The following is a 25,667-nucleotide window of genomic DNA, read 5'->3' as shown; positions in this document are numbered from 1 at the left end:
GAATATGACAAATAACATGATACATGACCAAGCGAGTGGCCTAAGACGTTTGACTCAGCCAACATTGACGAAGGTAATTTCAGTTACTGGCGGTAAAGGTGGTGTTGGTAAATCCAATGTGACGCTTGGACTTGCAATCTGTATGGCTCGTCAAGGCAAAAAAGTGATGGTGTTGGATGCTGACTTAGGTCTAGCAAATGTCGACGTCATGCTTGGTATTCGACCTAAGAAAAACCTTGGCCATGTATTGGCAGGCGAATGCGATTTAAAAGATGCCATTGTCGAAGGTCCTCACGGCATTCGAATTATCCCGGCGACATCTGGTACGCAAAGTATGACAGAGCTAAGTCATGCTCAACATATGGGGTTGATTCGAGCGTTTGGTAGCTTAGAAGAAGAAATGGACGTACTGCTTGTAGATACTGCAGCAGGCATTTCCGATATGGTGGTGAGCTTTTCTCGTGCAGCGCAAGATGTAGTAGTGGTGGTGTGTGATGAACCAACCTCAATTACCGATGCTTACGCGCTTATAAAGCTACTTAGTCGAGAGCATCAAGTTCAGCGCTTCAAAGTAGTGGCGAATATGGTTCGTAGCTATCGAGAAGGGCGAGAATTGTTTACAAAATTGACACTAGTCACAGAACGATTCCTCAATGTGAGTCTTGAGTTAGTCGCATGCATCCCATTAGATGATAAAGTGCGACAAGCAGTGAAGAGACAAAAAATAGTAGTTGATGCATTTCCACGCTCACCTGCTGCTCTAGCGCTAAGTTCTTTGGCGAACAAAGCGTTAACTTGGCCAATTCCAAAAGTACCAAGTGGGCACCTAGAGTTTTTTGTCGAAAGGCTACTAAATAGACCAGAAGCGCTAGAGGAACCGTTTAGTGAATAAAGCTTTGACCTATGACCAACATGCCAATTTGAGTGGTCAGCAAGCTTTCTTAGAGAAGTACTCAGTATTGGTGAAGCGTATTGCCCACCATTTGATTGGGCGACTTCCACCGAACGTGTTGGTTGAAGACTTGATTCAGGCTGGAATGATCGGCTTGATTGAAGCACAAAAAAATTACGATGGCACTAAAGGCGCGAGTTTCGAAACCTACGCCGGGATTCGGATTCGAGGAGCCATGCTTGATGATATTCGTCGCGGTGATTGGGTACCACGTTCGGTACATAAACATAGCCGTGATATTTCTCAGGCCATTTCAGTGTTGGAAGTCGAACTCAATCGAGATCCAACCGATTCTGAGGTGGCTAACTATTTGGGGCTGAGTCTTGCTCAATACCACAAAGCTCTGACCGATATTAATTGTTCGAAGCTGGTGGGAATAGAAGATTTAGGCGTTTCGGAAGATTCTGTCTCTGTTTCAGATGAAGAAGATAATACTCCGTTTCAAGGTGTCGCGGACGATGCGTTCCGTGAAGCGTTAATAGAATCAATAAAATCGCTACCAGAGCGTGAAGCATTAACGTTATCCTTGTATTATGACGAAGAGTTAAATTTGAAGGAGATAGGTGAAGTATTGGGCGTCAGCGAATCGCGCGTTAGTCAAATATTGAGCCAATCGATGCAGCGTCTTCGCACCAAGCTAAGTGCTTGGACAGATAATAATTAATAAACACTGATCTTGCTTTCAGTGGAGGCAATTTTGAATAAAAACATGAAAATCCTTATTGTTGACGACTTTTCAACAATGCGCCGTATTGTCAAAAACCTTCTACGCGACTTGGGCTTTAGCAACACGCTAGAAGCTGATGACGGTTTAACGGCACTACCAATGCTCAAGAAGGGCGATTTTGACTTTGTCGTAACCGACTGGAATATGCCAGGCATGCAAGGGATCGATCTACTACGACACATCCGAGCGGATGAAGAACTTAAACACCTACCTGTTCTTATGATCACTGCAGAAGCTAAACGCGAGCAGATTATCGAGGCGGCGCAAGCCGGTGTAAATGGTTACATCGTTAAACCATTTACCGCAGCAACACTAAAAGAAAAATTAGACAAAATTTTCGAGCGTTTATAACGCGCTCATCATAGCGAATGGCTATATCAGAATGATTTCATTAGAACAAGCTAAGCAGCTTGTTGATTTGTTGGAAAACGACAAACAACAAGAAGCCAATGAGCTGGTCATGATGATTCAAGGCGGCAACGAAAGTCGAGTACTTCAAGAAGTTGGCGCTCTGACTCGTGACCTGCACGATGCTTTAAAGGAATTCAGCATTGATACGCGTCTTAATGAGATTGCCAATGATGAAATCCCTGAAGCTCGCGACCGCTTAGAATACGTCATCAACAAGACGGAAATTTCTGCCAATACCACAATGGACGCGGTAGAACGTTGTCTGCCTATGGCGGACAATCTCCATGAATGTTTATTACAGGTTCGTCCACAGTGGAACGAGCTAATGCATGGCAGGCTTGAGCTAAAACAATTTAAAGACCTGTGTCATCGTATTGATGATCTACTTAGTCAGGTGGAAGGGGATGGTACCGAACTGCGTACTCAGCTCACCAACATCCTAATGGCGCAGGATTTTCAAGACCTTACTGGACAAATCATTCGCCGCGTCATCACTTTAGTCAGTGAAGTGGAAACGAGGCTGGTGGAAATCTTGAAAGTGTTCAGTGACGAACAACAACCAATAACAACAAAACCAAAGCAGGCACCAGTTGGCGTCGAGGGACCGATTATTAACCCTCATGAGAGAGACGATGCCGTCTCTTCGCAAGACGAAGTCGATGATTTGCTTTCGAGTCTTGGGTTTTAGGGGTGGACAATGAGCTACGAATTAGATGAAGAGATTCTACAGGACTTTCTAGTAGAAGCGGGTGAGATACTCGAGTTGCTTTCAGAGCAGCTAGTCGAACTAGAGAACAACCCTGAAGATAAAGATCTTTTGAATGCGATATTTAGAGGTTTCCACACCGTAAAAGGTGGCGCGGGATTTCTAGCATTAACTGAACTTGTTGATACCTGTCATGGTGCGGAAAACGTCTTCGATATCCTTCGAAACGGCCAGCGCTCAGTGAGTGCTGGTCTAATGGATACTATGCTTAAAGCGTTAGACACCGTTAACCATCAGTTCCAATCAGTTCAGAACATGGCTCCGATTGAACCAGCCGATCCTGCACTACTAGAGGAACTTCATCGCCTAAGTAAGCCAGAGTCCGCAGATGAGGCCGTAGCTCCTAAGGTTGAAATCCCAGAACCTCCGACCGTCTCTGAGCCAGAGCTCAGCGTAGTTGAATCTTCAACGGTGGCGCAAGGCGACTCCATCGATGATATTACTCAAGATGAGTTTGAGCGTCTTCTAGATGAGCTTCATGGCAAGGGGAGTGGCCCGAGTAAAGTTGCGGCTGCGCCTGCCATCTCTGCGGTGGATAGCGCGCCTGTTGCGCCAGCGGAACTTAGCTCGTCAGACATTACGGACGATGAATTCGAAAAACTGTTAGACGAACTACATGGTGTTGGGAAGGGACCTTCTGCGGCAGATATTGCCCCGGCAGTGACACCTGTAGCTGCCTCTAATCCAGAGGTTAAAGAGACACCAGCAGGGTCTGACAGCGGTGATTTGATGACGGACGAAGAGTTCGAGAAACTGCTGGATGAACTGCATGGTGTTGGTAAGGGTCCTTCTCCAGATGAACTGGATGTAGCAACAAAACCTGCATCTCAAAACGTTGCACCAGCGACGATCGAGCCTAAAGTAGCAGAACCTGCCAAAGCGGCGGCCCCCGCTGTTGCGCCAGCCCCAGAAAAATCCTTACCAGCGGAAAGCAAGAACACGGCTGTGCAGGTCAAGAAACCACAGGCCGAAGCAACAGTGCGTGTTGATACTTCAACACTGGATACCATCATGAACATGGTTGGTGAGCTGGTGTTGGTTCGTAACCGCTTGGTAAGTCTTGGTCTCAACAGTAATGATGAAGAGATGTCTAAAGCAGTCTCCAATCTCGATGTTGTGACTGCAGATCTGCAAGGTGCGGTAATGAAAACCCGCATGCAGCCTATTAAGAAAGTATTCGGTCGCTTCCCACGAGTGGTAAGAGACTTGGCGCGTAGCCTTAACAAGGACATTGTTCTTGAAATGCAAGGTGAAGATACCGACCTCGATAAGAACTTAGTAGAAGCCCTAGCGGATCCACTGATTCACTTGGTTCGAAACTCGGTTGACCATGGTGTGGAGATGCCAGATGTTCGTGAACAGTCAGGTAAATCTCGCACGGGTAAGATAACCCTTTCTGCCTCTCAAGAAGGTGACCATATCGAACTTGCCATTATTGATGATGGTGGTGGTATGGACCCTGAGAAGCTACGAGCTATCGCAGTAAAACGTGGCATGATGGACGAGGACGCAGCCTCTCGTCTGACCGACAAAGAGTGCTTTAATCTTATCTTTATGCCGGGCTTCTCCAGCAAAGAAAAGATCTCGGATATATCGGGTCGTGGCGTAGGTATGGATGTGGTGAAGACTGCCATTAATACCTTAAACGGCTCTATCGATATTGACTCAGAACTCGGTAAAGGCACCAAAATTACCATTAAAGTTCCGCTCACATTAGCGATACTTCCAACCTTAATGGTGGGCGTGGGAGGTAATCCATTTGCACTGCCTTTGGCAAGCGTGAACGAAATTTTCCACCTAGATTTAAGCCGTACCAATGTGGTTGATGGTCAATTGACGATCATTGTTCGTGATAAGTCTATTCCTCTGTTCTATCTGCAAAACTGGCTCGCACCACACGCGGGTCGCGCTGAGCAGCGTACGGGTCATGGGCATGTGGTCATCGTTCAGATAGGCAGCCAGCGTGTTGGCTTTGTTGTGGATACTTTGATCGGCCAAGAAGAAGTGGTGATTAAACCGCTAGATAGCCTATTACAAGGTACGCCGGGCATGGCAGGCGCAACAATTACTAGTGATGGTCACATCGCATTGATATTAGACGTACCTGACTTACTTAAGCAGTACGCAGCGGCATCGCGTATCTAATTTAGGGAAGTCTATGTCACTTAAAGTACTCGTCGTCGACGACTCAAGTTTTTTCCGCAGACGTGTTAGCGATATTATTAATGCAGCACCTCGATTAGAAGTGGTTGATGTTGCTGTGAATGGCAAAGAGGCAGTCGAAAAGGCACTGTCTCTGAAACCCGATGTGATCACTATGGATATAGAGATGCCAGTTATGGATGGCATCTCTGCGGTACGTGAGATCATGGCGTCTCAACCAACCCCAATACTTATGTTCTCGTCTTTGACGCATGAAGGCGCCAAAGCGACCTTAGATGCATTGGAAGCTGGTGCTTTAGATTTCTTACCAAAGAAATTTGAAGATATTGCGCGCAACAAAGACGAAGCTGTCAGCCTATTGCAGCAACGTGTGCAGCAAATTGCTAGCCGTCGCGCGTTGTTACGCAGAACTCCTATTCGTCCAATATCAAGACCAGCGGGCACATTATCATCGAGAACAGCCGCTTCACGTGTCGAACCTTCAGTGAGTGCTGTAAAGGCCACCGCGCCAGCCGCACGGTTTCGTGCCAGTGGTAAGTCGTATCAGTTGACAGCGATCGGAACTTCAACGGGCGGGCCAGTCGCTCTGCAAAAGATCTTAACCAAGTTACCTGTTAATTATCCCCACCCGATTCTACTTGTACAGCATATGCCAGCGACGTTTACGGCAGCGTTTGCAGCACGCTTAAACTCTCTTTGCCAAATTACGGTCAAAGAAGCGGCGGATGGCGATATGTTGCAACCAGGTGTTGCCTATTTGGCGCCAGGCGGAATGCAGATGATGCTCGAGGGGCGCCCTGGTAATACCAAGATCCGCATCATTGATGGTGGCGAACGCATGAATTACAAACCCTGTGTAGATGTCACCTTTGGTTCTGCCGCTAAGATCTATCAAGACAAAGTGTTGTCGATGATATTAACTGGAATGGGTGCAGATGGCAGAGAAGGCGCTCGTATGCTCAAAGCTGCAGGGTCAACGATTTGGGCTCAAGACGAAGAGTCTTGCGTGGTTTATGGCATGCCTCAGGCTGTAGCAAAAGCAGGTATTTCGACGGAAGACCTGCCGTTGGAGCGCATCGCCGAACGTATTTTAGTAGAGCTCAAGAGGCACTAACTATGATTGTTTGGAGTGTGGCTAACCAAAAAGGTGGAGTGGGTAAAACCACCACCACGGTAACGTTGGCAGGACTATTGAGCCAAAAGGGGCATCGAGTCTTGTTGATCGATACCGACCCTCATGCATCATTGACCACTTATCTGGGTATGGATTCAGACGAGCTGACTCATAGCTTGTTTGATTTGTTCCAACTGAAAGAATTCAGTGAGACACGTGTTAAAGCCTTAATTCACCAGACCGAGATAGATAATATTGATATTTTGCCAGCTCATATGTCGCTGGCGACACTCGACCGCGTTATGGGCAATCGCAGTGGCATGGGACTTATCTTAAAGCGCGCATTATTGGCACTTCGTGACGAGTACGATTATGTGTTGATAGACTGCCCACCAATATTAGGTGTGATGATGGTCAATGCGTTGGCGGCGAGTGATAGAATTTTAATCCCAGTACAGACCGAGTTTTTGGCTATGAAAGGGCTGGAAAGAATGGTGCGTACGTTGGCTATCATGCAGAAATCACGTCAACGCCCATTCAAAGTAACGATTGTCCCTACCATGTATGACAAACGCACTCGGGCATCTTTGCAAACACTCACCCAGCTTAAACACGATTATCCATCGCAAGTTTGGAGCTCTGCGGTACCTATCGATACCAAATTTAGAGACGCAAGTCTTAAGCACTTACCTGCGTCGCATTTTGCCGCTGGAAGTCGTGGCGTATTTGCCTATAAGCAGCTGCTGATTTATTTAGAAAGGTTGGCTCAAGATGAAAGCTGATGCAGCTCCCCTCTCAAGCGAACAAGCGCTAGACGATTACTTTACGTCATTATTAGGGCTAGAAGATGGCCTTGATTTTGATAGTGGTGAGTCTGAGCCAATCGAAGTGAGTGAACTAGCTTCTGTTATTGAAGTATCAGAAGCTGAGGCTTCTATTGAGCAGCAGGGTTCACAATCTACTTGGCAACCTGAGCCTCAACTACAACTTAGCCAATCAAAAGAAGTTGCACGCACTTACGACGAACTTATCGCGGAAGCTGAAGAGCCAGATCTGCAACACCTTGAGAAGCTGTTTAGTGGGTTGCAGCACCAGTCAGAAGCTCAAGCACTTGAAGAGTCAATAGTTACTGAGCCAGACATAGTCGTTCAGGTTGAGTCAGAGCAAATTGCTGCTGAACCAGCAACAGAAGAAATTCAATCGTGGGATGTAGAAGAAACTTCGGATGTAACTAGTGATATTAAAGTTGATTCTGAGATTGCCGATACAGTTGATGTAGAACTAGTTACCGCAGATGGTGGGTCGGGTGAGCAGAACATTTGGCAAAATGGCGAGCGTACTGAAGGTTTTCAGGTGCTGTATTTTGATGTCAATGGTATGACGTTTGCCGTGCCTTTGGATGAGCTTGGTGGTATCCACCAGATTGGTGAGCTAAACCATTTGATTGGCAAACCTGCTTGGTATCTAGGGCTGCAGTCGAGTCGTGATAGTCAACTTGATGTGGTTGATACGGCTATGTGGGTAATGCCTGATGTTCTTAATGACGATAGTTACAAAGATGCTTATGAGTATATTGTGATGTTAGGTGAGAGCCATTGGGGACTGGCATCTACAGAACTTAAAGGTACTGAACTACTTAGACCAGAAGCAGTGCGCTGGAGAGAAAAGTCCGGTAAGCGTCCTTGGCTTGCTGGGATGGTAAAAGAACAAATGTGTGCGTTAGTTCATGTGTCTGAGCTAATTGACATGCTTAATGCTGGATTAGATGTTAAATCGGTACAGTAAACAACAAAATTAATGCTATTTGCTTCCGCTTTTATTATGAAGCAAGGCAGAAATGAATTGAGAGGAAGACTATGTCTCAAACGATGGATGTTGAACTAAGAAAAGATCAAGCTAACGATGAAGTGCTGCAATGGGTGACGTTTCAGTTAGAAGAAGAAACCTACGGCATCAATGTTATGCAAGTTCGAGAAGTACTTCGTTATACAGAGATAGCGCCTGTACCTGGAGCACCAGACTACGTATTGGGTATTATTAACCTTCGTGGCAACGTGGTCACGGTGATTGATACTCGTTCACGCTTTGGCTTGATGCCTGGTGAAATCACGGATAATACTCGTATCATTGTTATCGAATCTGAACGCCAAGTTATTGGTATTCTAGTCGACAGCGTGGCTGAAGTGGTTTATCTGCGCTCTTCTGAAATTGATACAACGCCAAGTGTTGGCACAGATGAAAGCGCGAAGTTCATTCAAGGGGTGAGCAACCGTGAAGGTAAATTGTTGATTCTTGTTGACCTAAATAAACTGCTCTCGGAAGATGAGTGGGATGAAATGGCTTACCTATAATGATTGACTCTGTGTCTTTGATGTCACCACTGCTATGGGGAGCGGTGGCATTAGCAATTATTCTCTTTGTATGGTTGGTGAGGGTTCATCGTGGCCTGAATTTGCATAAGGCACATGCTCGCCAGCAAAAGCGAGCGCTAGAGAAAGATGTAGAAAAATGCAATAAACAGCTTCTTGAAGTACGTTCGGTGCTAGTTGGACTTGGTCAGAAAGTATCTGAACAAGAAGAAATTATAGCCCACCTAACCGAGCGTATTATCGAGCTGGAAAATGTCGATAGTGACGGTCGTTTGTACACTCGCGCTAACAAAATGGTCAAACTGGGCGCGGATATCAACGAGCTTATCGAAGAGTGCGAACTTCCAAAGGCGGAAGCAGAGCTGATGCTCTCGCTGCAGAACAAAATTGCCGGCAAAGAAAAAGTGCCGCCTTTACACAAGGCAAAGCAACCTATCCGAGCACCTGCCAGTCAAGGTTATTCCTCCCTTAAAAAGAGCAGATAGACGTTACAGAACATCAATAACCCATTGATGTTCTTGTTCTATTTTAATAACAACGTTAACAATTCTTTACCTTTTTCTAGTCGTCATAGGTATACGGTTTGCTATTCTATGGTTCGGCATGATATGACAGATTAAGAAAATATATACCACTTTGTGGGTATATATTTCGTTTTAAGAACAGCAATTTATAGTTTCTTACCAAGTTTCGTGAAGCGAGTTTGATCATTATCGTTTAACGCTATTTTAGCTATGGTAAGATGGACGCCCTGTCGAACCAGTACGTAAATGAATGTTAGAAGTAACAAAATTAACAGCGATTCGCGATGACCGCGTATTATTTGAGAATTTATCTTTTTCTTTACAATTAGGCGATCTCGTACAGATTGAGGGCCGAAACGGTACCGGTAAAACCACGCTGATGCGTATTGTTGCTGGACTGGGAGATAAAGAAGACGGTGAGATCAAATGGAACGGTGAAAAAATCGAATCCAGTCGGGAAGATTATCACCAATCTTTGTTGTTTCTAGGACACCAAACTGGCGTCAAACGCGATCTGACCGCGTTCGAAAATCTAAAGTTTTATCAGTCTATTCATGCTCCTGACACATCGACGGAACAGATTTTTTCTGCGTTAACCCAAGTCGGCCTTGCTGGTCGAGAAGATGTACCTGTTGCTCAACTTTCTGCAGGTCAACAACGCAGAGTAGCGTTGGCGCGTCTTTGGCTCAGTAAGCAACCATTGTGGATTTTGGATGAACCACTGACAGCGATCGACAAGCAGGGTGTTAAAGTGCTAGAAGATCTATTTCTCAACCATGCGGAACAGGGCGGTATCGTATTGTTAACGACTCACCAAGATATGTTTAGCGACAATCCTAAACTCAAAAAGATCAAACTTGGAGAGTAGTATGATTGCGTCCATGATGAAAATAATCCGTCGAGAGCTACTCATTGCATTTCGTCGTCAAGCCGATATTTTCAATCCACTATGGTTTTTCATCATAGTGATTACTCTTTTTCCATTAAGTATCGGGCCTGAGCCAAACTTACTGGCGCGTATTGCTGCTGGTATTGTGTGGGTAGCCGCTTTGCTTTCTGCACTTTTGTCATTGGAGCGACTGTTTAAAGATGACTTCCAAGATGGATCTCTTGAACAGATGATGCTCATGCCTATTCCCCTACAACTGGTTGTTATAGCTAAAATTATCGCTCACTGGTTGCTGACAGGGCTGCCTCTTATCATTATTAGTCCACTGCTGGCGATTTTGCTATCACTGGACTCAAATACATGGATTGCTGTCGTCTTAACTTTATTGGTGGGGACACCTACCTTGAGTTTTATAGGCGCTATCGGTGTTGCATTGACTGTTGGGTTGCAAAAAGGTGGGGTGCTACTGAGCTTGCTCGTATTGCCTCTCTATATTCCTATTCTAATATTTGCTACTTCTGCGATTGATGCAGCATCATTGGGTGTTGCGTATAATGGTCAGTTAGCTTTGCTAGCTGCTATGTTAGCCGGAGCCATGACTCTGACTCCGTTTGCTATCAGTGCCGCACTAAGAGTTAGCGTAAACTAAAAATATACCACGCTTACATTGCCGATTCGGCGATGAGAGAAATGTCGTCAAAGAGTGAGAAACACTATGTGGAAATGGCTCCATCCTTATGCCAAACCCGAAACCACTTACCAATTGTGCGGTAAGCTTTTACCATGGTTTGCCACGATAGCATTGCTATGCTTATCTATCGGCACCATCTGGGGGCTTGCGTTTGCACCTGCAGATTATCAACAAGGTGACAGCTTCCGTATTATCTATATTCATGTCCCTTCTGCGATCTGGTCTATGGGTGTGTATATGTCGATGGCGATTGCTGCATTTATTGGCTTGGTGTGGCAAGTTAAACTGTCTAGCTTAGCCGCACTAGCTATGGCGCCGATCGGTGCTGTATTTACATTTATTGCCTTACTTACTGGCGCAGTTTGGGGTAAACCGATGTGGGGAGCATGGTGGGTTTGGGATGCTCGTTTGACTTCCGAGTTGATTCTGTTGTTCCTCTACTTGGGTGTTATTGCTCTTTACCATGCGTTTGACGATCAAAAAACTGCAGCTAAGGCGGCGGGCATTTTGGCGATAGTTGGTGTCATCAACCTACCCATTATCCATTTCTCGGTAGAATGGTGGAACACGTTACACCAAGGTGCAACGATTACTAAGTTCGCTAAGCCATCTATTTCGAGCGACATGTTATGGCCACTGCTACTGAATATTTTCGGATTTGCCTTCTTCTTCGGAGCTGTGACGATGATTCGTTTACGCAATGAGATCATCAATAAAGAGGGGCACCGTCCGTGGGTGATCAAACTGGCTGAACAAGCCAAGCAAAGAGGTTAGATATTATGCATTTTGAATCTTTAGGTGACTTTTTTGCTATGGGAGGTTATGCCTCCTATGTTTGGAGTGCATTTGGCATCACCTTCTTGTCCATGATTATTCTTCTCGTGACTAGCGTGTCACGAGGAAAAAAACTACTTAAAGACGTTCAAGCTAAAGTCGATAGGCAGGCGCGTATCGAAGCAGCGAAAAATATGGAGAACACTCTATGAACCCAAGGCGTAAGAAAAGGCTCGGGATTATTCTGGCCATTTTCATTGGTATCGGTGCGACTGTTGGCTTGATCATTTATGCACTTAATCAAAACATGGATCTGTTCTATACACCAACGGAATTGGTGAATGGTAAGAAAGACGGCTCAAAACCTGAAATTGGCCAACGTCTGCGTATTGGTGGAATGGTGGTTGCAGGTTCGGTAAGTCGTGATACAGAATCACTGCGCGTCAGCTTCGATTTAGCTGATGTCGGTCCTAAGGTGACAGTGGTTTATGATGGTATTCTTCCTGACTTGTTCCGTGAAGGGCAGGGCATTGTTGCTCAAGGAGTACTAGTGGAGCCTACTAAGATTGAGGCTTTTGAAGTACTAGCTAAGCACGATGAAGAATACATGCCTCCTGAAGTAGCAGAAGCTATGAAGAAGACGCATGAACCACTGCAATATTCTCAAGAACAGAAACAAGGAAGCGGTCAATGATTGCTGAAATTGGTCACTTTGCACTGATACTCTCGTTGAGTTTATCAGTGCTACTCAGTATTTTGCCGCTCATAGGCGCATCGAAAAACAACACATTGCTAATGAACACAGCAAGGCCTCTCTCTTGGGGTATGTTCATTATGCTACTGTTGTCCTTTGTTATTCTCGAGTGGGCGTTTTACGTTAACGACTTTACGTTGCAGTATGTGGCGAATAACTCGAATACTCAGTTGCCTTGGTACTACCGTCTAACGGCAGTATGGGGTGCTCACGAAGGCTCACTATTACTATGGGTGCTGATTCAAGCGGCTTGGACCGTTGCTGTAGCTAGCTTTAGCCGAGGTATGCCTCAAGAGTCAGTCGCGCGAGTGCTAGCAGTGATGGGCATGATCACAGTAGGTTTCTTACTGTTTATCATTGTTACGTCAAACCCATTCTTAAGAACGTTACCTTTCTTCCCGGTTAACGGACGAGATCTCAACCCACTGTTGCAAGACCCTGGTTTGATCATCCACCCTCCAATGCTATATATGGGTTATGTTGGCTTCTCGGTTGCGTTCTCATTTGCGATTGCATCATTGATGTCAGGTCGCTTGGATACTGCCTGGGCTCGCTGGTCTCGACCTTGGACAACCGCTGCATGGGTTTTCCTAACTCTAGGTATCGCACTGGGTTCATGGTGGGCATATTATGAGCTTGGTTGGGGTGGCTGGTGGTTCTGGGATCCAGTTGAAAATGCCTCGTTCATGCCTTGGTTAGCGGGTACCGCATTAATGCACTCGTTGGCAGTGACTGAAAAACGCGGCACGTTCAAAGCTTGGACAGTATTGTTGGCGATTTCAGCATTCTCTTTGAGTTTGTTAGGTACCTTCTTAGTACGTTCCGGTATTTTGGTCTCAGTACACGCGTTTGCCTCCGATCCATCGCGCGGTATGTTTATCCTTGGTTTCTTAGTATTCGTGATAGGCGGTTCGTTACTGCTGTTTGCTTTGAAAGGTGCCTCGGTGAGAGTACGTGGTAACTTCGATTTGCTGTCACGTGAAAACGCGTTGTTGGGTAACAACGTTCTGTTGATGGCGGCGCTCGTCGTGGTGCTTGTTGGTACTTTACTACCACTTGTTCATAAACAGATTGGTCTGGGCTCGGTATCGATCGGTGCACCATTCTTTAATATGTTGTTTACTTGGCTAATGGTGCCATTCGCGTTCCTACTGGGTATCGGCCCTCTGATTCGCTGGAAGCGTGACAAAATGTCGACGCTTATTAAGCCAATGATAATCTCTGGTGTTATCTCACTCGCTTTTTCTGCGCTGATGGTAACCGTTTTGGCTGAATACTTTACAGGTCTCGCATTCCTTGGATGGTTGATGGCATCTTGGATCATTACCATGCATGGTTTTGAACTTTACGAGCGTGCAACTCACCGCCACAGTTTTGCCAAAGGCATTACTAAGCTACCTCGCAGCCACTGGGCGATGATGTTGGGTCACATCGGCTTAGCGGTAAGCGTGATTGGTATCGCTATGGTGCAAAACTACAGCATTGAGCGCGATGTGCGTTTAGCACCGGGCGAGCATTACCAGATTAATGACTACGACTTCTACTTCAAAGGTCTGCGTGACAAAGATGGCCCGAACTACGATGGTTACATCGCTGACTTTGAAATCACCAAAGATGGTAAATACATCAACACCCTTCATGCAGAAAAGCGTTTCTATCGCACTGCTAAGTCTATGATGACTGAAGCCGCTATCGATCGTGGAGTGACTCGTGACTTATATATTGCGATGGGTGAGCGTCTAGATGATGGTAAGTCATGGGCAGTTCGTATCTACCACAAACCGTTTGTTCGTTGGATTTGGTTAGGTGCACTGATTATGTCTATAGGTGGTGCATTAGCTATCAGTGATAAACGTTACCGTTTCAGAAAGACAGCGAAGGCGGAAGGAGACGCATAATGAATAAGAAGATCCTATTTATTCCTTTAGTCGCATTTCTAATTCTGGTGTCGGTCTTTGCGGTTCAGCTAGGGCGGAACCAGGCTGGGGACGATCCTACCAAGCTAGAATCGGTGCTGATTGGCAAACACGTTCCAGAGTTTCGTTTAGAAGATCTTGCCGAGCCTGGAAAGCTATACAATCAGGATATCTTCAAAGGTGAGCCTTTACTGCTTAATGTTTGGGCCACATGGTGTCCAACTTGTTATGCCGAGCACCAGTATCTCAATGAGCTTGCGGGGAATGGCGTCAAAATTATCGGTTTGAACTACAAAGATCAACGTAACAAGGCGATTCAATGGCTTAATGAGTTGGGTAATCCTTACTTGATTAGCCTGTTCGATGGTGATGGCATGCTAGGTCTAGATTTAGGGGTTTACGGTGCGCCTGAAACCTTCTTAATCGATGCTAATGGTGTGATTCGTTACCGTCACGTTGGTGATGTGAACGCTCGTAACTGGAGTGAGAAACTTCAGCCTCTATATCAGCAAATGTTAGAGGAGGCGAAAAAATGAAAAAGTGGTTAATCGCTTTAGCTTCTTCATTAGTGCTCGCGTTGGCAGCTAATGCTGCAATTGAAGTTCATGAGTTTGACTCGTTAGAACAGGAAAACCAGTTCAAAGAGCTAAACCACACGCTGCGCTGCCCTAAGTGTCAAAACAATACTATAGGTGACTCTAATGCTGAGCTTGCTGTAGACCTTCGTCAGAAAGTCTATGAGATGACCAAAGAAGGTAAATCTAAGCAAGAGATTATCGACTATATGATCGCTCGCTACGGCAACTTTGTGACTTATAATCCACCGCTGACATTCGCAACGGCTATCCTCTGGGTTGGCCCGTTATTTGTCGTGGTGTTCGGTTTTGGTCTGATTGTAATGCGCAGTCGTAAGAACCGCGTTAAGCAAACTGAACAAGCAGGCAGCGAGTGGAGCGATGAAAAAGAAGCTCAACTGAAAGCGTTGCTGGATGAAAAAGAGACTGGAGATAAGCAGTAATGACACTTTTTTGGATATCAACAGTCGGTCTTGTTGTCGTTGCAATCGCACTGCTGGCAATCACTCTTAGCAGTAAGAAAGCCAACAACGATGAACAGCTTCGTGATGAATTAAACAAGGCATTCTATAAAGATCGTCTTTCTGAGTTGGAAGTGGAAAACGAAGAAGGCTTGGTAGAGAACCAACAAGACTTAATCGATGACCTTAAACAATCACTGCTTGACGATATTCCACAACAGCAGCAACAAACCGAGAAATTCAATATTTCGCCAATGGCGATACTGATTCCTTCTGTTGCTTTGGTTGTTATCTTGACTTACGGCATGTATATGCATTTTGGTGGTGCAACCAAGGTGAAAAATTGGCAAGAAGTCACGGCTAATCTTCCTGAATTGTCGAAGAAGCTGATGGCGGGCTCTGCTGAGCCAATGACCGAAGATGAGATGAAAGATCTTACTTTGGCATTGCGTACGCGTTTGCACTACCAAAAAGACGATGCAACGGGCTGGTTGCTGTTAGGTCGAATCGCCCTTGCGAATCGCGACGTGACAACCGCAACAGACGCGATGGAAAAAGCCTATCGCTTAACGCCTAATGATGCAGATGTTAAGTTGGGTTACGCTCAAGCTCTGATGATGTCTCAAGATGAAATGGACAATAATCGTGCAAGAAGCCTTCTTACTAGCTTGATTCAAGAAGAGTATGTTGATCTTCGAGTGTTCTCGCTATTGGCATTTGATGCATTTGAGCGAGAAGATTTCCCAGGCGCTATCCGTTATTGGTCGATTATGCAGAAAATGATTGGTCCAGAAGACAGCCGCTATGAAATGCTTTCTCGAAGCATTGAGAGTGCCAAAGCGCGCATGGGTGAACCGATTGTTCAAGGTAAGTCAGTGGCGGTGACGATTTCACTAAGCCCTGATGCTCGTATCCCAGAAGATGCAGCTCTAATCGTCTCAGTACACCCAGCTGACGGTTCGCCAATGCCAGTTGCGGCAGCGCGCTATCCGCTAGGCACTTTCCCACGCACTGTTGTTTTGGATGATAACAACAGCATGATGGAAGGGCGTAAGCTATCAAGTTTAGATGGCCTTATTGTGAGAGTTCGTATCGACAGTGATGGTAATGTTGCTACTCGTGATGGCGATTGGTTTGGTGAAAGCCAGCCTGCTAAATTAGGTGATACCGTGGAGGTGTCTATTAATCAGCAGTACTGATGCCTATAACACATAGTCATACTGATTAATAAATATTGGCCTAGATTGTTGCTTTAACTAGCCTGTGTAGTTGCATACCGCTATACTCATTATTAGTGGTTATAACAACAATCTAGAGCTTAATTCCTAATTATCAAAGTATTAGGATAGAAAAATACGAAACTGCTCAGATTGTCATGGCTTATGGATGAGGTTATGCAGTCAGCATCAACCGGCAAAAAGATAACTCTTTTTGCCGTTTTTGTTTCTTGCGTATTTCTGTTTGGTTGCTCTTCATCTCCTGAAGAAATCCAGCCAATAGAAAGTCAAGAGACAACGACGACTTTGGATTCTAGCTCAAGCGAGTCCAGCGATCTGCAAGTCGAGAACAGTGAACAACAACCTGACAATGATACGACTCAGGTTGGAACCGATGTCTATGACCCCTTCGAGAGCTTTAACCGAGCAATGTGGGCGATTAACTATGACTATTTAGACCCCTATTTTGTGCGTCCCGTCTCTCTCGCCTATGTCAACTACACGCCTGACCCTGTCAGACTAGGGGTACGTAACTTCCTAGCGAACCTTGATGAGCCGTTTAGCGCTGTAAACAATGTTGTTATGGGGAATGGCGGCAAGGCGCTAGATCACTTCAATCGCTTTTGGATAAACAGTACGTTAGGTTTATTAGGCTTTATTGATATCGCGTCTGCGGCCGGTATTGAAAAGCGAGATAAAAAAGAGTTTGGTGATGCAATTGGGCATTATGGAGTCGGTACGGGCCCATATTTTATGATACCGGGCTACGGACCGATTACCTTGCGTGAAGGTGCGGATGTAGTAGATGGATTATATCCGCCGATATCTTTCTTGAACTTCTGGGCTAGCTTTGGCAAGTGGGCCTTGGAAGGAATGGAAAAACGTGCGCTAGTCGTCCCTCAAGAAGCAACACTCGAACAGTCACCAGATCCTTATTCGCTTACTCGGGATATTTATATCCAACGTCAGAACTACAAAGCAGAAGTAGTGGATGATGAAGTGGATGCGGAGGAAGAAGCTTATATTGATGACTACTTGGAGGATTTTGAGTAGCTCAAGAAGGCACTTTGTAAAGAGATCCTCATTGTGAATAATAGAGGATCTCTTAATTAGCTATAGAGACTATTAGAAACGATAGTTAGCTTGTACGCCTACAATCCAAACATCACCTGAGATTTCACCAGTGAAATCACCAAAAACGGACGCAGCTTGGTCATGTGAGTCGCGAGGTTCAACGATCGGAGCTTTACGCGCCATTATATAAGTCAAACCACCATCCAAAGTGAACTGTTCTGTAAATGCATAGCTAGCACCAGCACTTAACCATGTACGATCTGTTTCTGGAATAGTGGTTGTACGGTATTTATCGTCAACAGCTGACATATCGTAAGCAACACCACCACGCAACGTTACTTTTTTATTTAAACTGTACGTAGTACCCAGAGCGAAACGATAGCTATCTTTCCAGTATTCACCTTTAATATGATCGCTCATACCATTGTCGTATTCGGCAACAAGTTTGTCGAAGTCACTCCATTGGGTCCAGTTGATACTTCCATGAACTGCCCATTTTTCATTTAGTTGATGGAATGAAGCTAGTTCAAGGGTTGCTGGTAGAGGGACTGAGAGCGTTCCGCCAATACTTTGGTTTGGTACTAATAAACCACTGGCATCACCTTCGAAGTCCATAGTTACTTTCGACTTATAAGCAATACCAACACGGTTGTCAGGATTAATCTGCCAAGCCGCACCAAGCTGATAGCCCCAAGAGCTATCTTTTCCTTCCATATACTTCAGGTCAGTGCCTGTTACGGGAACTGAAGCACCAAAATGTCCTTCTCCAGTGACGAAACGAATACCGCCACCAATACTAAATTGCTCATTAATTTTATAACCTAAGCTAGCGACAGCTTCTACGGTCATTACTTTCGCTTGATTGCCATACTGGGTCGCAAGAAAGCTACTATCAAGCTCTGTTTCCATACCGTAGTTTGACCCTAGAGCGAGGCCAGCAGTAAAACTATCATTAATTTGATGTGACACGTATAAGTTAGGTACAGGTGCACTATGAGCAATGTCTTTAGCTTCAGTGTAACCATATGTTGAAGAGGTGCCTGTAACGTCAATATTTGGGTCGACATAAAGCACACCACCAGATATCTGAGTACCCTCTAGATAAGTCAACATTGCTGGGTTACGCCATTGTGCGCTTGCATTGTCAGCCATTGCTGCCTCACCTGCAAATGCGCGTCCTAGACCAGTCGCTGAATATTCTGCTAGTTGAAAACCTGCCGCTGAGACCTGTGTAGAGGAGAGCAGCCCCAAAACCACTGCAAGAGATAGGGGAGTTCGTTTTGAAATTGTCATTATTGTTCGCTCAAAGTATTTCCATTTAGAGCGGTGATTCTATTTTTAGAGTAAATGCTTTAAAACTAATTTATTACAAATACATCATTTTTGAATTTAAATATCGTAAAAATATATTATTGTGGGTTAATAATCTAGATGTTATGGTGATGTTTCAAAAATTCAGCTTACATCTGTATACAAAAACTAAGAAAAGGTATGACCAGTTGTATGCTGAAAGTGAAGGGTAGAGTAGGGGTAGATAGAAAAAAGGGTCGGAATACCGACCCTTAAGAATTTTAGCTGTTTAGCTTAGAAGCTGTAGCTGTATTGGATACCTGCAAGCCATGCGTTAGCATGTGTGGTTGCAGTTAGTTCTGGAGCTAAAGGAGCGCTCGATTCGGTTACAGAAACATCTTTACCTGCTAGGTAAGTTAGACCTAGGTCAATCGTGTGGTGTTTCTTGAAGTTATAACCAGCACCGACAGAGAACCATTGACGATCTGAGTCTGGTACAGAAATCGAGCGGTCTTGGTCTTGCGCTGCTGTGTCATACATATAGCCAGCACGTAGAGTCCATTCTTCATTTAAGTAGTACGTACCACCTAGAGCAAAGTGGTAGCCATCTTGCCAGTTGTATTCTTTAATAGTTTCGTTGTTATTAGTTTCTACTTTGTCAAATACGCTCCAACCAATCCATTGAACGCTATAATGAACCGCGAATTTGGTATCAGTAATTTTGTGGAAACCACTAAACTCTACCATGCTAGGCAGCTTTAGATCGATACTGCTGGCATTTGGATCGGCCAGATATTCAACGGTGCCATCTGCGGTAACTGTTGGGCTATAGTGGTATGCTAAACCGAATCGGTTATCTTCATTTAGCTCAAACACAGTACCGACATTGAAACCAACACCAACGCCGCTAGCATCAATGTTTACAACTTTGGTTTCATTTAGCACAGGTGTAGAAGGGCTAGTTGTACGCTCTAGCTTGCCTGAGCCTTGGACGATATCAATACCACCACCAACACTCCACTGCTCATTAATGCGGTATGCAGCATTTAGTGTGTAGTTGATGCTGGAAATCTCTGTTGTACCGCCATAGACCTTAGCATAGTTATTGTCTCCGAAAGAGTCATCGAAGTTGTTAGTGGTTCCAAAGTTAGAATAGATACCAGCACCTAAAGCCCATTTGTCATTTAGGCGATGGATATAATAGATATTAGGTACATATGACGTTGCCGTGTTGTTTGCATCAGGTTCTTGTATACCCAGAGAACCCGCACCACCGATATCTTTAACATCAATGCTAGATGCGATGACATTCAAACCACCAGAAAACTGGTGCGAATCAAACAACGTCATCGCTGCCGCGTTACGCGCCATTACCGAAGCGTTATCCGCAATTACTGCATCACCCGCAAACGCACGACCTAAGCCTGTTGCTGATTGAGAGTTAAGTTGGAAACCTGCTGCTGCTGCATGTTGAGAGGCGAAAGTGAGTGACGAGACTGCCACTGCTAATAGTGTTTTTTTATACAGACGCGAAGTAGTCATTTAGTATACATCCTTTTTTGTAATCGCCTCTTTGGGCGTTAGTGAAAATTGAGTTAATGCTCAATTTCGGGGCTGATCCTAATCGCTAGTATAGGCAATAGAAATCTGACCAGTAACTAAAATCGTGTAAAAAGTATATAAATGATGACTAATTGGCAGGAAATGCATCGAAAAAGGTTATTTCTAGAGTTTGTACTCTAAAAATAACGATATCAATAAAAAAAGAGCCCTACTCAGAAATAGGGCTCTTTTATCTGTAAAATTAAGCAGGGTTAAGGATTTTCTTAATGTTTTCGCCGATTTTACTAAAATCTTCGCCTTCTTCACCAACAAGGATGAAACTAGCGTCGCCAATCGGTTCGACCATTCCTGCCATACCGTCTTTATCGAAAGATTTCGTTTGCTCGCTTGCGATGCCGGTTAAGAACAGAGTAACTTTACCTTTCTCACCTTGAAATACCATGTGCATTGCGTTGGATTCACCAAAACCGCAGTGATTCAAATAGTAAACATGGTAAGGAAAGCTCTGACCGATCTGATATGCAAATGGCAGCAATTTAGCATTGATTTGAGCCTTAGACACGTTTTCATCAAGGGGCTCAATAAAGCCCATTTCTTCATGAACGTGTTTCATAGCAGTATCAGTTAACGAAGCTTGGGCCGGTGAAACGACCACATTTCCCCAATTAACTTGGCCAACTAGCAAGCCAAATGCGAAAGCGATGGACGCAGCTAACGAAAGCGCACGCTTACCGAACTTCACTTTGACCACATTGCTTTCTGGTTGGTTAAATAAGATCCGGTCGGCTAAATCATCGGGAACATCGACTTTCATCGCTTGTTCGATGCGAGCGTCCAATGACAAAATATCGTCCATATATTTCGCATTGCTTTCACTTTGTTGGATCGCTTTCAATAACTCAGCATCTTTCGCCTTCGGATCGGACATAATACGACGACGGAATTCTAACTCATCCATTGTGTTGCCCCCTAGGTGAATCCGCAGACTCCAACATTTCCTTGAGCTGGTTACGTGCTCTAAATAATCGAGTCATTACAGTGTTTTTGTTAAGGTCGAGAATCGAGCCGATCTCTTCGCCACTAAAGCCACCAACGACTTGTAGAAAGAGGGGTTCGCGATACTCAACATCGAGTTTCATAATTTGTGCTTGAAGCCATTCCTGCTGATGGTGCGGATCATCAGAAACCTTTGCATCATTGCCGTAATCATCAATATCCACGAGATCAAATTGCTTACGTTCAAAACGTCGAGCATTCTCTCTACGTAGAATCGTGATAAGCCATGACTTCGCGGCTTTTTCGTCTTGGAGGCTATCCAGAGACTTCCATGCTCGCAAGCAAGTTTCTTGTACGAGATCTTCGGCGACCGGCTTATCTTTGCACAACCAATAAGCGTATCGATACAAATCTCTATGATAAGCACGAACCAGTGCTTCGTATTTTCTTTGTTTGTCCATATTCGAGTTGACCGGACCACTCGAAGATTTCTTTCCAAACATTTTAATAAATGCCACAGGAGTCCCCATTTTGCTCTGTGATTCGTGTTTTTTTCCCTGGATTGATGGCAAAGTCACTCAAAATTGATCTAGTTCAAAATTAAGACCTGAGGAGCGGTTATATTAACCCTTGTCATCTCGTTGGTCTTTCGGGACTAACATGTTGAGCAAGATGACACTTCCTTTTGAAGGCTGACTTTACTTTCTCCTAATCAGGAAACTGATTATTTTCAATTGGCGCAAGTTAATTGCTTTATAGATTCCAACCACACAATTTACTGTGTGGTTTTTTTTTGCTCGTAGAATCTATCTTCTTGTTTTCACTGTTCCTATTGTCGCTTAGCTTGCGTCATTCTCATATTCCATTTTGGTCGACCATATCACGTTATTCAATAAATCCATCAAGTTTTATTAAACGACTGTTTTAAATTCTTAACATCTTCGTTACAATGTTGTGGTCAGACCTCTTAGGAAGGAGAAATTATGAGCAGTAAGGAAGTGGGGAAAATCGATCTCACCACCCGTAACGGCGAACGTATCGCTGTAGTTGCAGGGTTGCGCACCCCTTTTGCGCGCCAAAGCACCGAATTTAGCCAAGTACCCGCTGTTGACCTAGGAAAGATGGTCGTTGCCGAAATGATGGCACGTACCGATATCGACCCTAAGTTAATTGACCAAGTGGTATTTGGTCAGGTTGTTCAGATGCCAGAAGCCCCTAACATTGCACGAGAAATTGTTCTTGGCACAGGCATGAACATTCATACTGACGCTTATAGTGTGACAAGAGCTTGTGCGACTAGTTTCCAAGCTGCTGCCAATGTCTGCGAAAGTATTATGGCTGGCACCATTGATGTTGGGATTGCTGGTGGTGCCGATTCATCTTCTGTTTTACCTATTGGGGTTTCTAAAAAACTGGCGGCGAACCTACTTGCTTTGAGTAAAACCAAAACAGTCGGCCAAAAACTTAGCATTCTTAAGAAGTTGTCTTTCAAGGACCTTATGCCTGTGCCACCTGCGGTCGCTGAGTATTCGACTGGTTTATCTATGGGACAAACGGCTGAGCAAATGGCGAAATCTCATGGAATTACTCGCCTTGAACAAGATGAATTAGCACATCGCTCTCACTCCCTTGCATCGCAGGCTTGGAAAGAAGGCAAAGTGCGTGATGAGGTAATGACGGCCTTCCCTGAACCATATAAGAAGAGCCTAGATCAAGATAACAACATCCGTCATGACTCAGAGCTTGCTAGCTATAGTAAGCTTCGTCCAGCATTCGATCGCCAATATGGCACCGTAACTGCGGCTAACAGTACGCCGCTGACCGATGGTGCTGCAGCTATTATGTTGATGCGTGAAGGTCGAGCTAAAGAGCTGGGTTTAGAAATCAAAGGCTATATCCGCTCTTATGCGTTCTCTGCTATTGGCGTTCGTGAAGATATGCTGATGGGGCCATCTTATGCGACACCTATGGCACTAAATCGCGCTGGAATCTCGTTATCAGATTTAACGCTTATCGACATGCATGAAGCCTTCGCTGCCCAAGCACTTTCTAACGTCAAGATGTTTGCAAGCGAGTCATTTGCTAAAGAAAAGCTTGGCCGTTCGAGTGCAATTGGCGAAATTGATATGGAGAAATTCAACGTACTTGGTGGTTCACTTGCCTATGGCCACCCATTCGCAGCCACTGGTGCACGAATGATTACGCAAACACTGAACGAGCTTAAGCGTCGCGGTGGTGGATTAGCGCTTAACACCGCCTGTGCGGCTGGTGGTTTAGGTGCGGCAATGATTCTGGAGGTAGAATAATGAGCGAGCAAAAAGCCTTTCATCTTAATGTTGATGAGCAGAACATTGCATGGCTTGGAATAGATGTTCCAGGTGAGAAAATGAATACCCTTCAAGCTGCGTTTGCCGATGAAATGGCACAAGTTTTTTCTGAGCTTGAAGAGAAAAAATCGGCACTTAAAGGGTTGATTGTCCACTCATTGAAATCGGATAACTTTATTGCCGGAGCAGATGTGAGAATGCTTGATGCATGTACATCTGCAGAAGAAGCACAAGCGTTAGCTGCAAAAGGGCAAGAGATGTTTCAGCAGCTTTCCGATCTCCCATTCCCTGTTGTCGCTGCGATTCACGGCCCCTGCTTGGGCGGTGGTCTAGAGCTCGCACTTGCCTGTGATTACCGAGTATGTAGTGATTCAGGTATTACTAAGCTAGGACTACCTGAAGTTCAGCTCGGTCTGCTTCCTGGCTCTGGTGGCACACAGCGATTACCGAGACTTATTGGGCTACTGCCTTCTCTTGACCTTATTCTTACTGGTAAGCAACTTCGAGCCAAAAAGGCGAAGAAACTTGGTGTTGTCGATGCAAGCGTGCCGCACACTATTTTGTTGGACGTAGCGAAAGATTTCTTAGATAAGGGCAAAAAGCGCAAAGCGAAAAAGCTCACCAAGAAAGAAGTGTTGATGTCAGGTACCGGTCTTGGTCGTAAAGTTATCTTTGACCAAGCAGCGAAGAAGACCAACGAAAAAACACGCGGCAACTATCCTGCGGCCGATGCCATTTTAGATGTGATTCGCTATGGTCTCGAAAAAGGCATGAAGAAAGGGCTGGAGAATGAAGCTAAACGCTTTGGCGAATTAGTGATGACTTCAGAATCTAAAGCATTACGTTCTATTTTCTTCGCTACCACAGAGATGAAGAAAGAATTTGGTAGTGACGCACAACCTAAAGCCGTCGACAACGCTGTGGTACTGGGCGGTGGCTTAATGGGGGCGGGTATTACTCACGTCACCGTATGCAAAGCGAAAGTGCCAGTTCGCATTAAAGATGTTGCTAATGAAGGCATTGTGAATGCGCTTAACTACAACTTTAAGTTGTTAGAGAAAAAGCGTAAGCGTCGCATTATCTCTAAAGCGGATCTACAAGCGCAAATGTTGCAAATGGCTGGCGGCACAGACTTTACTGGTTTTGCCAAGGCCGATGTTGTGGTCGAAGCGGTATTTGAAGATCTGTCGTTGAAACAACAGATGGTGAATGACGTCGAGACCAACGCTAAACCAGAAACCATTTTTGCTACCAATACTTCATCCATTCCTATCGCGCAGATTGCTGAAAAAGCGGAACGTCCAGAAAATGTGGTTGGTCTGCATTACTTTAGTCCAGCCGATAAAATGCCGTTGGTGGAAGTGATTCCGCATGAAGGTACATCGGATGAAACTATCGCGACTATGGTTAAGTTTGCCAGAAAGCAAGGTAAAACACCGATTGTCGTTAAAGACCAAGCAGGCTTCTACGTAAACCGTATTCTTGCGCCTTACATGAATGAAGCGGCAAACGTCCTACTATCAAACGAGCCGATTGAAGCGCTTGATAACGCTTTGTTGGACTTTGGTTTCCCTGTGGGTCCTATCACACTGTTAGATGAAGTAGGTGTTGATATTGGCGCTAAGATCATGCCGATTCTAGTCGCTGAGCTAGGCGAGCGATTCCAAGGCCCAGATGTTTTCGACAAACTATTAAACGATGGTCGTAAAGGCAGAAAAACAGGTAAAGGTTTCTATACCTATAAAGGTAAGAAGAAGTCGGTGGACAGTTCGGTGTACAGCGTTCTTGGCCTGAAACCTGAAGCTAAGATGTCTGAGAAAGATATCGCTATTCGCTGTGCTTTACCTATGTTGAATGAAGCAGTGCGCTGCTTGGACGAAGGCATTATTCGCAGTCCACGTGATGGTGACATTGGTGCGATCTTCGGTATTGGTTTCCCACCATTCTTAGGTGGTCCTTTCCGCTATATGGATACGATTGGAATTAAGAAAGTCGTTGAGTTGATGAACCAGCACGCAGAGAAATACGGTGACCGCTTTGCACCATGTGATGGCTTGTTAACCCGAGCTGGACTTGACGAAACCTTCTATAAATAAGCGTTAAAAAAGAAAACC

Annotated in this window: 26 protein-coding genes; 22 read left to right on the top strand and 4 right to left on the bottom strand. The window is 45.0% G+C overall.

The features are described 5' to 3' along the window. Positions 1–4: 4 nt before the first annotated feature. The 20 genes from VME0621_RS08710 (at position 5) to VME0621_RS08615 (ending at position 17,356) form a co-directional block, all read left to right on the top strand. On the top strand, positions 5–892 hold the full coding sequence (locus VME0621_RS08710) for a MinD/ParA family protein (RefSeq protein ID WP_031495379.1): 888 nt from the start codon (positions 5–7) through the stop codon (positions 890–892). Next, positions 885–1,616: an RNA polymerase sigma factor FliA gene (locus tag VME0621_RS08705; RefSeq protein WP_038229381.1), complete on the top strand. Its 732-nt coding sequence runs from the start codon at positions 885–887 to the stop codon at positions 1,614–1,616. The genes VME0621_RS08710 and VME0621_RS08705 overlap by 8 nt, the downstream gene beginning before the upstream one ends. A gap of 45 nt (positions 1,617–1,661) precedes the next feature. Then, positions 1,662–2,030, top strand: a complete 369-nt coding sequence (gene cheY, locus VME0621_RS08700) for a chemotaxis response regulator CheY (RefSeq protein WP_006069980.1) — start codon at positions 1,662–1,664, stop codon at positions 2,028–2,030. Positions 2,031–2,061: 31 nt separating this feature from the next. Further along, the gene (locus VME0621_RS08695; protein WP_006069981.1) at positions 2,062–2,778 is read left to right on the top strand and encodes a protein phosphatase CheZ; all 717 of its coding nucleotides are present in this window, start codon (positions 2,062–2,064) and stop codon (positions 2,776–2,778) included. 9 nt (positions 2,779–2,787) lie between these two features. Next, on the top strand, positions 2,788–5,001 hold the full coding sequence (locus tag VME0621_RS08690; RefSeq protein ID WP_038229383.1) for a chemotaxis protein CheA: 2,214 nt from the start codon (positions 2,788–2,790) through the stop codon (positions 4,999–5,001). 13 nt (positions 5,002–5,014) lie between these two features. Then, complete coding sequence (locus VME0621_RS08685) at positions 5,015–6,133, top strand: protein-glutamate methylesterase/protein-glutamine glutaminase (RefSeq protein WP_038229385.1); 1,119 nt, start codon at positions 5,015–5,017, stop codon at positions 6,131–6,133. A 2-nt stretch (positions 6,134–6,135) separates the two neighbouring features. Further along, on the top strand, positions 6,136–6,915 hold the full coding sequence (locus VME0621_RS08680; protein WP_006069984.1) for a ParA family protein: 780 nt from the start codon (positions 6,136–6,138) through the stop codon (positions 6,913–6,915). Continuing rightward, positions 6,905–7,918, top strand: coding sequence for a chemotaxis protein CheW (locus VME0621_RS08675; RefSeq protein ID WP_062457927.1), 1,014 nt, complete (start codon positions 6,905–6,907; stop codon positions 7,916–7,918). Before VME0621_RS08680 ends, VME0621_RS08675 begins: the two co-directional genes overlap by 11 nt. 71 nt (positions 7,919–7,989) lie before the next feature. After that, entirely contained in the window at positions 7,990–8,484 is a 495-nt protein-coding gene (locus tag VME0621_RS08670) for a chemotaxis protein CheW (protein WP_006069986.1), read from the top strand. Then, on the top strand, positions 8,484–8,987 hold the full coding sequence (locus tag VME0621_RS08665) for a DUF2802 domain-containing protein (RefSeq protein ID WP_062457924.1): 504 nt from the start codon (positions 8,484–8,486) through the stop codon (positions 8,985–8,987). The genes VME0621_RS08670 and VME0621_RS08665 overlap by 1 nt, the downstream gene beginning before the upstream one ends. A 289-nt stretch (positions 8,988–9,276) precedes the next feature. Next, positions 9,277–9,894 (top strand): cytochrome c biogenesis heme-transporting ATPase CcmA, encoded by a 618-nt coding sequence (ccmA, locus tag VME0621_RS08660; protein ID WP_062457921.1) that lies wholly within the window; start codon positions 9,277–9,279, stop codon positions 9,892–9,894. Between the two features lies 1 nt (position 9,895). Continuing rightward, positions 9,896–10,564, top strand: a complete 669-nt coding sequence (ccmB, locus tag VME0621_RS08655; RefSeq protein WP_006069989.1) for a heme exporter protein CcmB — start codon at positions 9,896–9,898, stop codon at positions 10,562–10,564. Positions 10,565–10,630: 66 nt separating this feature from the next. Next, positions 10,631–11,380: a heme ABC transporter permease gene (locus tag VME0621_RS08650; RefSeq protein ID WP_062457918.1), complete on the top strand. Its 750-nt coding sequence runs from the start codon at positions 10,631–10,633 to the stop codon at positions 11,378–11,380. A gap of 5 nt (positions 11,381–11,385) precedes the next feature. Next, positions 11,386–11,592 carry a heme exporter protein CcmD gene (gene ccmD, locus VME0621_RS08645; protein ID WP_006069991.1) on the top strand — a complete coding sequence of 69 codons (207 nt, stop codon included), beginning with the start codon at positions 11,386–11,388 and terminating at the stop codon, positions 11,590–11,592. After that, positions 11,589–12,074, top strand: coding sequence for a cytochrome c maturation protein CcmE (ccmE, locus tag VME0621_RS08640; RefSeq protein ID WP_006069992.1), 486 nt, complete (start codon positions 11,589–11,591; stop codon positions 12,072–12,074). Before ccmD ends, ccmE begins: the two co-directional genes overlap by 4 nt. Continuing rightward, on the top strand, positions 12,071–14,032 hold the full coding sequence (locus VME0621_RS08635; protein ID WP_062457915.1) for a heme lyase CcmF/NrfE family subunit: 1,962 nt from the start codon (positions 12,071–12,073) through the stop codon (positions 14,030–14,032). The genes ccmE and VME0621_RS08635 overlap by 4 nt, the downstream gene beginning before the upstream one ends. Further along, on the top strand, positions 14,032–14,586 hold the full coding sequence (locus tag VME0621_RS08630; protein WP_006069994.1) for a DsbE family thiol:disulfide interchange protein: 555 nt from the start codon (positions 14,032–14,034) through the stop codon (positions 14,584–14,586). The genes VME0621_RS08635 and VME0621_RS08630 overlap by 1 nt, the downstream gene beginning before the upstream one ends. After that, on the top strand, positions 14,583–15,068 hold the full coding sequence (locus VME0621_RS08625; protein WP_062457912.1) for a cytochrome c-type biogenesis protein: 486 nt from the start codon (positions 14,583–14,585) through the stop codon (positions 15,066–15,068). The genes VME0621_RS08630 and VME0621_RS08625 overlap by 4 nt, the downstream gene beginning before the upstream one ends. Further along, positions 15,068–16,285 (top strand): c-type cytochrome biogenesis protein CcmI, encoded by a 1,218-nt coding sequence (ccmI, locus tag VME0621_RS08620; RefSeq protein ID WP_062457909.1) that lies wholly within the window; start codon positions 15,068–15,070, stop codon positions 16,283–16,285. The genes VME0621_RS08625 and ccmI overlap by 1 nt, the downstream gene beginning before the upstream one ends. 195 nt (positions 16,286–16,480) lie before the next feature. Next, entirely contained in the window at positions 16,481–17,356 is an 876-nt protein-coding gene (locus VME0621_RS08615; protein WP_082795492.1) for an MlaA family lipoprotein, read from the top strand. Positions 17,357–17,428: 72 nt separating this feature from the next. Here VME0621_RS08615 and VME0621_RS08610 read toward each other — a convergent pair whose 3' ends face one another. From VME0621_RS08610 to VME0621_RS08595, 4 genes are all read right to left on the bottom strand, one after another. Beyond that, positions 17,429–18,670: an outer membrane protein transport protein gene (locus VME0621_RS08610; RefSeq protein WP_062457903.1), complete on the bottom strand. Its 1,242-nt coding sequence runs from the start codon at positions 18,668–18,670 to the stop codon at positions 17,429–17,431. Positions 18,671–18,961: 291 nt separating this feature from the next. Next, the gene (locus VME0621_RS08605) at positions 18,962–20,209 is read right to left on the bottom strand and encodes an outer membrane protein transport protein (RefSeq protein ID WP_062457900.1); all 1,248 of its coding nucleotides are present in this window, start codon (positions 20,207–20,209) and stop codon (positions 18,962–18,964) included. Positions 20,210–20,471: 262 nt separating this feature from the next. Then, a complete protein-coding gene (locus VME0621_RS08600) occupies positions 20,472–21,188 on the bottom strand; it encodes a DUF3379 domain-containing protein (RefSeq protein WP_062457897.1) in 717 nt (238 codons plus the stop codon). Further along, a complete protein-coding gene (locus VME0621_RS08595) occupies positions 21,181–21,729 on the bottom strand; it encodes a sigma-70 family RNA polymerase sigma factor (protein WP_370736766.1) in 549 nt (182 codons plus the stop codon). Before VME0621_RS08595 ends, VME0621_RS08600 begins: the two co-directional genes overlap by 8 nt. Positions 21,730–22,209: 480 nt before the next feature. Between VME0621_RS08595 and fadI the strand changes: the two genes are divergently transcribed. Next, positions 22,210–23,532 (top strand): acetyl-CoA C-acyltransferase FadI, encoded by a 1,323-nt coding sequence (gene fadI / locus VME0621_RS08590; protein WP_370736764.1) that lies wholly within the window; start codon positions 22,210–22,212, stop codon positions 23,530–23,532. Next, complete coding sequence (fadJ, locus tag VME0621_RS08585) at positions 23,532–25,649, top strand: fatty acid oxidation complex subunit alpha FadJ (protein ID WP_062457894.1); 2,118 nt, start codon at positions 23,532–23,534, stop codon at positions 25,647–25,649. Before fadI ends, fadJ begins: the two co-directional genes overlap by 1 nt. The last annotated feature ends 18 nt before the right edge of the window (positions 25,650–25,667 follow it).

Origin of the sequence: Vibrio mediterranei (assembly GCF_900088415.1) — a bacterium.
Classification (GTDB): domain Bacteria; phylum Pseudomonadota; class Gammaproteobacteria; order Enterobacterales; family Vibrionaceae; genus Vibrio; species Vibrio mediterranei.
The sequence above is the reverse complement of the archived record's forward strand: the minus strand, read 5'-3'. Positions and strand labels throughout refer to the sequence as shown.

Bases quoted from the DNA above. Each gene is read 5' to 3' on its own strand.
- VME0621_RS08710 (WP_031495379.1), top strand. From the start codon at position 5: ATGACAAATAACATGATACATGACCAAGCGAGTGGCCTAAGACGTTTG.
- cheY (WP_006069980.1), top strand. From the start codon at position 1,662: ATGAAAATCCTTATTGTTGACGACTTTTCAACAATGCGCCGTATTGTC.
- VME0621_RS08695 (WP_006069981.1), top strand. From the start codon at position 2,062: ATGATTTCATTAGAACAAGCTAAGCAGCTTGTTGATTTGTTGGAAAAC.
- VME0621_RS08690 (WP_038229383.1), top strand. From the start codon at position 2,788: ATGAGCTACGAATTAGATGAAGAGATTCTACAGGACTTTCTAGTAGAA.
- VME0621_RS08685 (WP_038229385.1), top strand. From the start codon at position 5,015: ATGTCACTTAAAGTACTCGTCGTCGACGACTCAAGTTTTTTCCGCAGA.
- VME0621_RS08680 (WP_006069984.1), top strand. From the start codon at position 6,136: ATGATTGTTTGGAGTGTGGCTAACCAAAAAGGTGGAGTGGGTAAAACC.
- VME0621_RS08675 (WP_062457927.1), top strand. From the start codon at position 6,905: ATGAAAGCTGATGCAGCTCCCCTCTCAAGCGAACAAGCGCTAGACGAT.
- VME0621_RS08670 (WP_006069986.1), top strand. From the start codon at position 7,990: ATGTCTCAAACGATGGATGTTGAACTAAGAAAAGATCAAGCTAACGAT.
- VME0621_RS08665 (WP_062457924.1), top strand. From the start codon at position 8,484: ATGATTGACTCTGTGTCTTTGATGTCACCACTGCTATGGGGAGCGGTG.
- ccmA (WP_062457921.1), top strand. From the start codon at position 9,277: ATGTTAGAAGTAACAAAATTAACAGCGATTCGCGATGACCGCGTATTA.
- ccmB (WP_006069989.1), top strand. From the start codon at position 9,896: ATGATTGCGTCCATGATGAAAATAATCCGTCGAGAGCTACTCATTGCA.
- VME0621_RS08650 (WP_062457918.1), top strand. From the start codon at position 10,631: ATGTGGAAATGGCTCCATCCTTATGCCAAACCCGAAACCACTTACCAA.
- ccmD (WP_006069991.1), top strand. From the start codon at position 11,386: ATGCATTTTGAATCTTTAGGTGACTTTTTTGCTATGGGAGGTTATGCC.
- ccmE (WP_006069992.1), top strand. From the start codon at position 11,589: ATGAACCCAAGGCGTAAGAAAAGGCTCGGGATTATTCTGGCCATTTTC.
- VME0621_RS08635 (WP_062457915.1), top strand. From the start codon at position 12,071: ATGATTGCTGAAATTGGTCACTTTGCACTGATACTCTCGTTGAGTTTA.
- VME0621_RS08630 (WP_006069994.1), top strand. From the start codon at position 14,032: ATGAATAAGAAGATCCTATTTATTCCTTTAGTCGCATTTCTAATTCTG.
- VME0621_RS08625 (WP_062457912.1), top strand. From the start codon at position 14,583: ATGAAAAAGTGGTTAATCGCTTTAGCTTCTTCATTAGTGCTCGCGTTG.
- ccmI (WP_062457909.1), top strand. From the start codon at position 15,068: ATGACACTTTTTTGGATATCAACAGTCGGTCTTGTTGTCGTTGCAATC.
- VME0621_RS08615 (WP_082795492.1), top strand. From the start codon at position 16,481: ATGCAGTCAGCATCAACCGGCAAAAAGATAACTCTTTTTGCCGTTTTT.
- VME0621_RS08610 (WP_062457903.1), bottom strand. From the start codon at position 18,670: ATGACAATTTCAAAACGAACTCCCCTATCTCTTGCAGTGGTTTTGGGG.
- VME0621_RS08605 (WP_062457900.1), bottom strand. From the start codon at position 20,209: ATGACTACTTCGCGTCTGTATAAAAAAACACTATTAGCAGTGGCAGTC.
- VME0621_RS08600 (WP_062457897.1), bottom strand. From the start codon at position 21,188: ATGGATGAGTTAGAATTCCGTCGTCGTATTATGTCCGATCCGAAGGCG.
- VME0621_RS08595 (WP_370736766.1), bottom strand. From the start codon at position 21,729: ATGTTTGGAAAGAAATCTTCGAGTGGTCCGGTCAACTCGAATATGGAC.
- fadI (WP_370736764.1), top strand. From the start codon at position 22,210: ATGAGCAGTAAGGAAGTGGGGAAAATCGATCTCACCACCCGTAACGGC.
- fadJ (WP_062457894.1), top strand. From the start codon at position 23,532: ATGAGCGAGCAAAAAGCCTTTCATCTTAATGTTGATGAGCAGAACATT.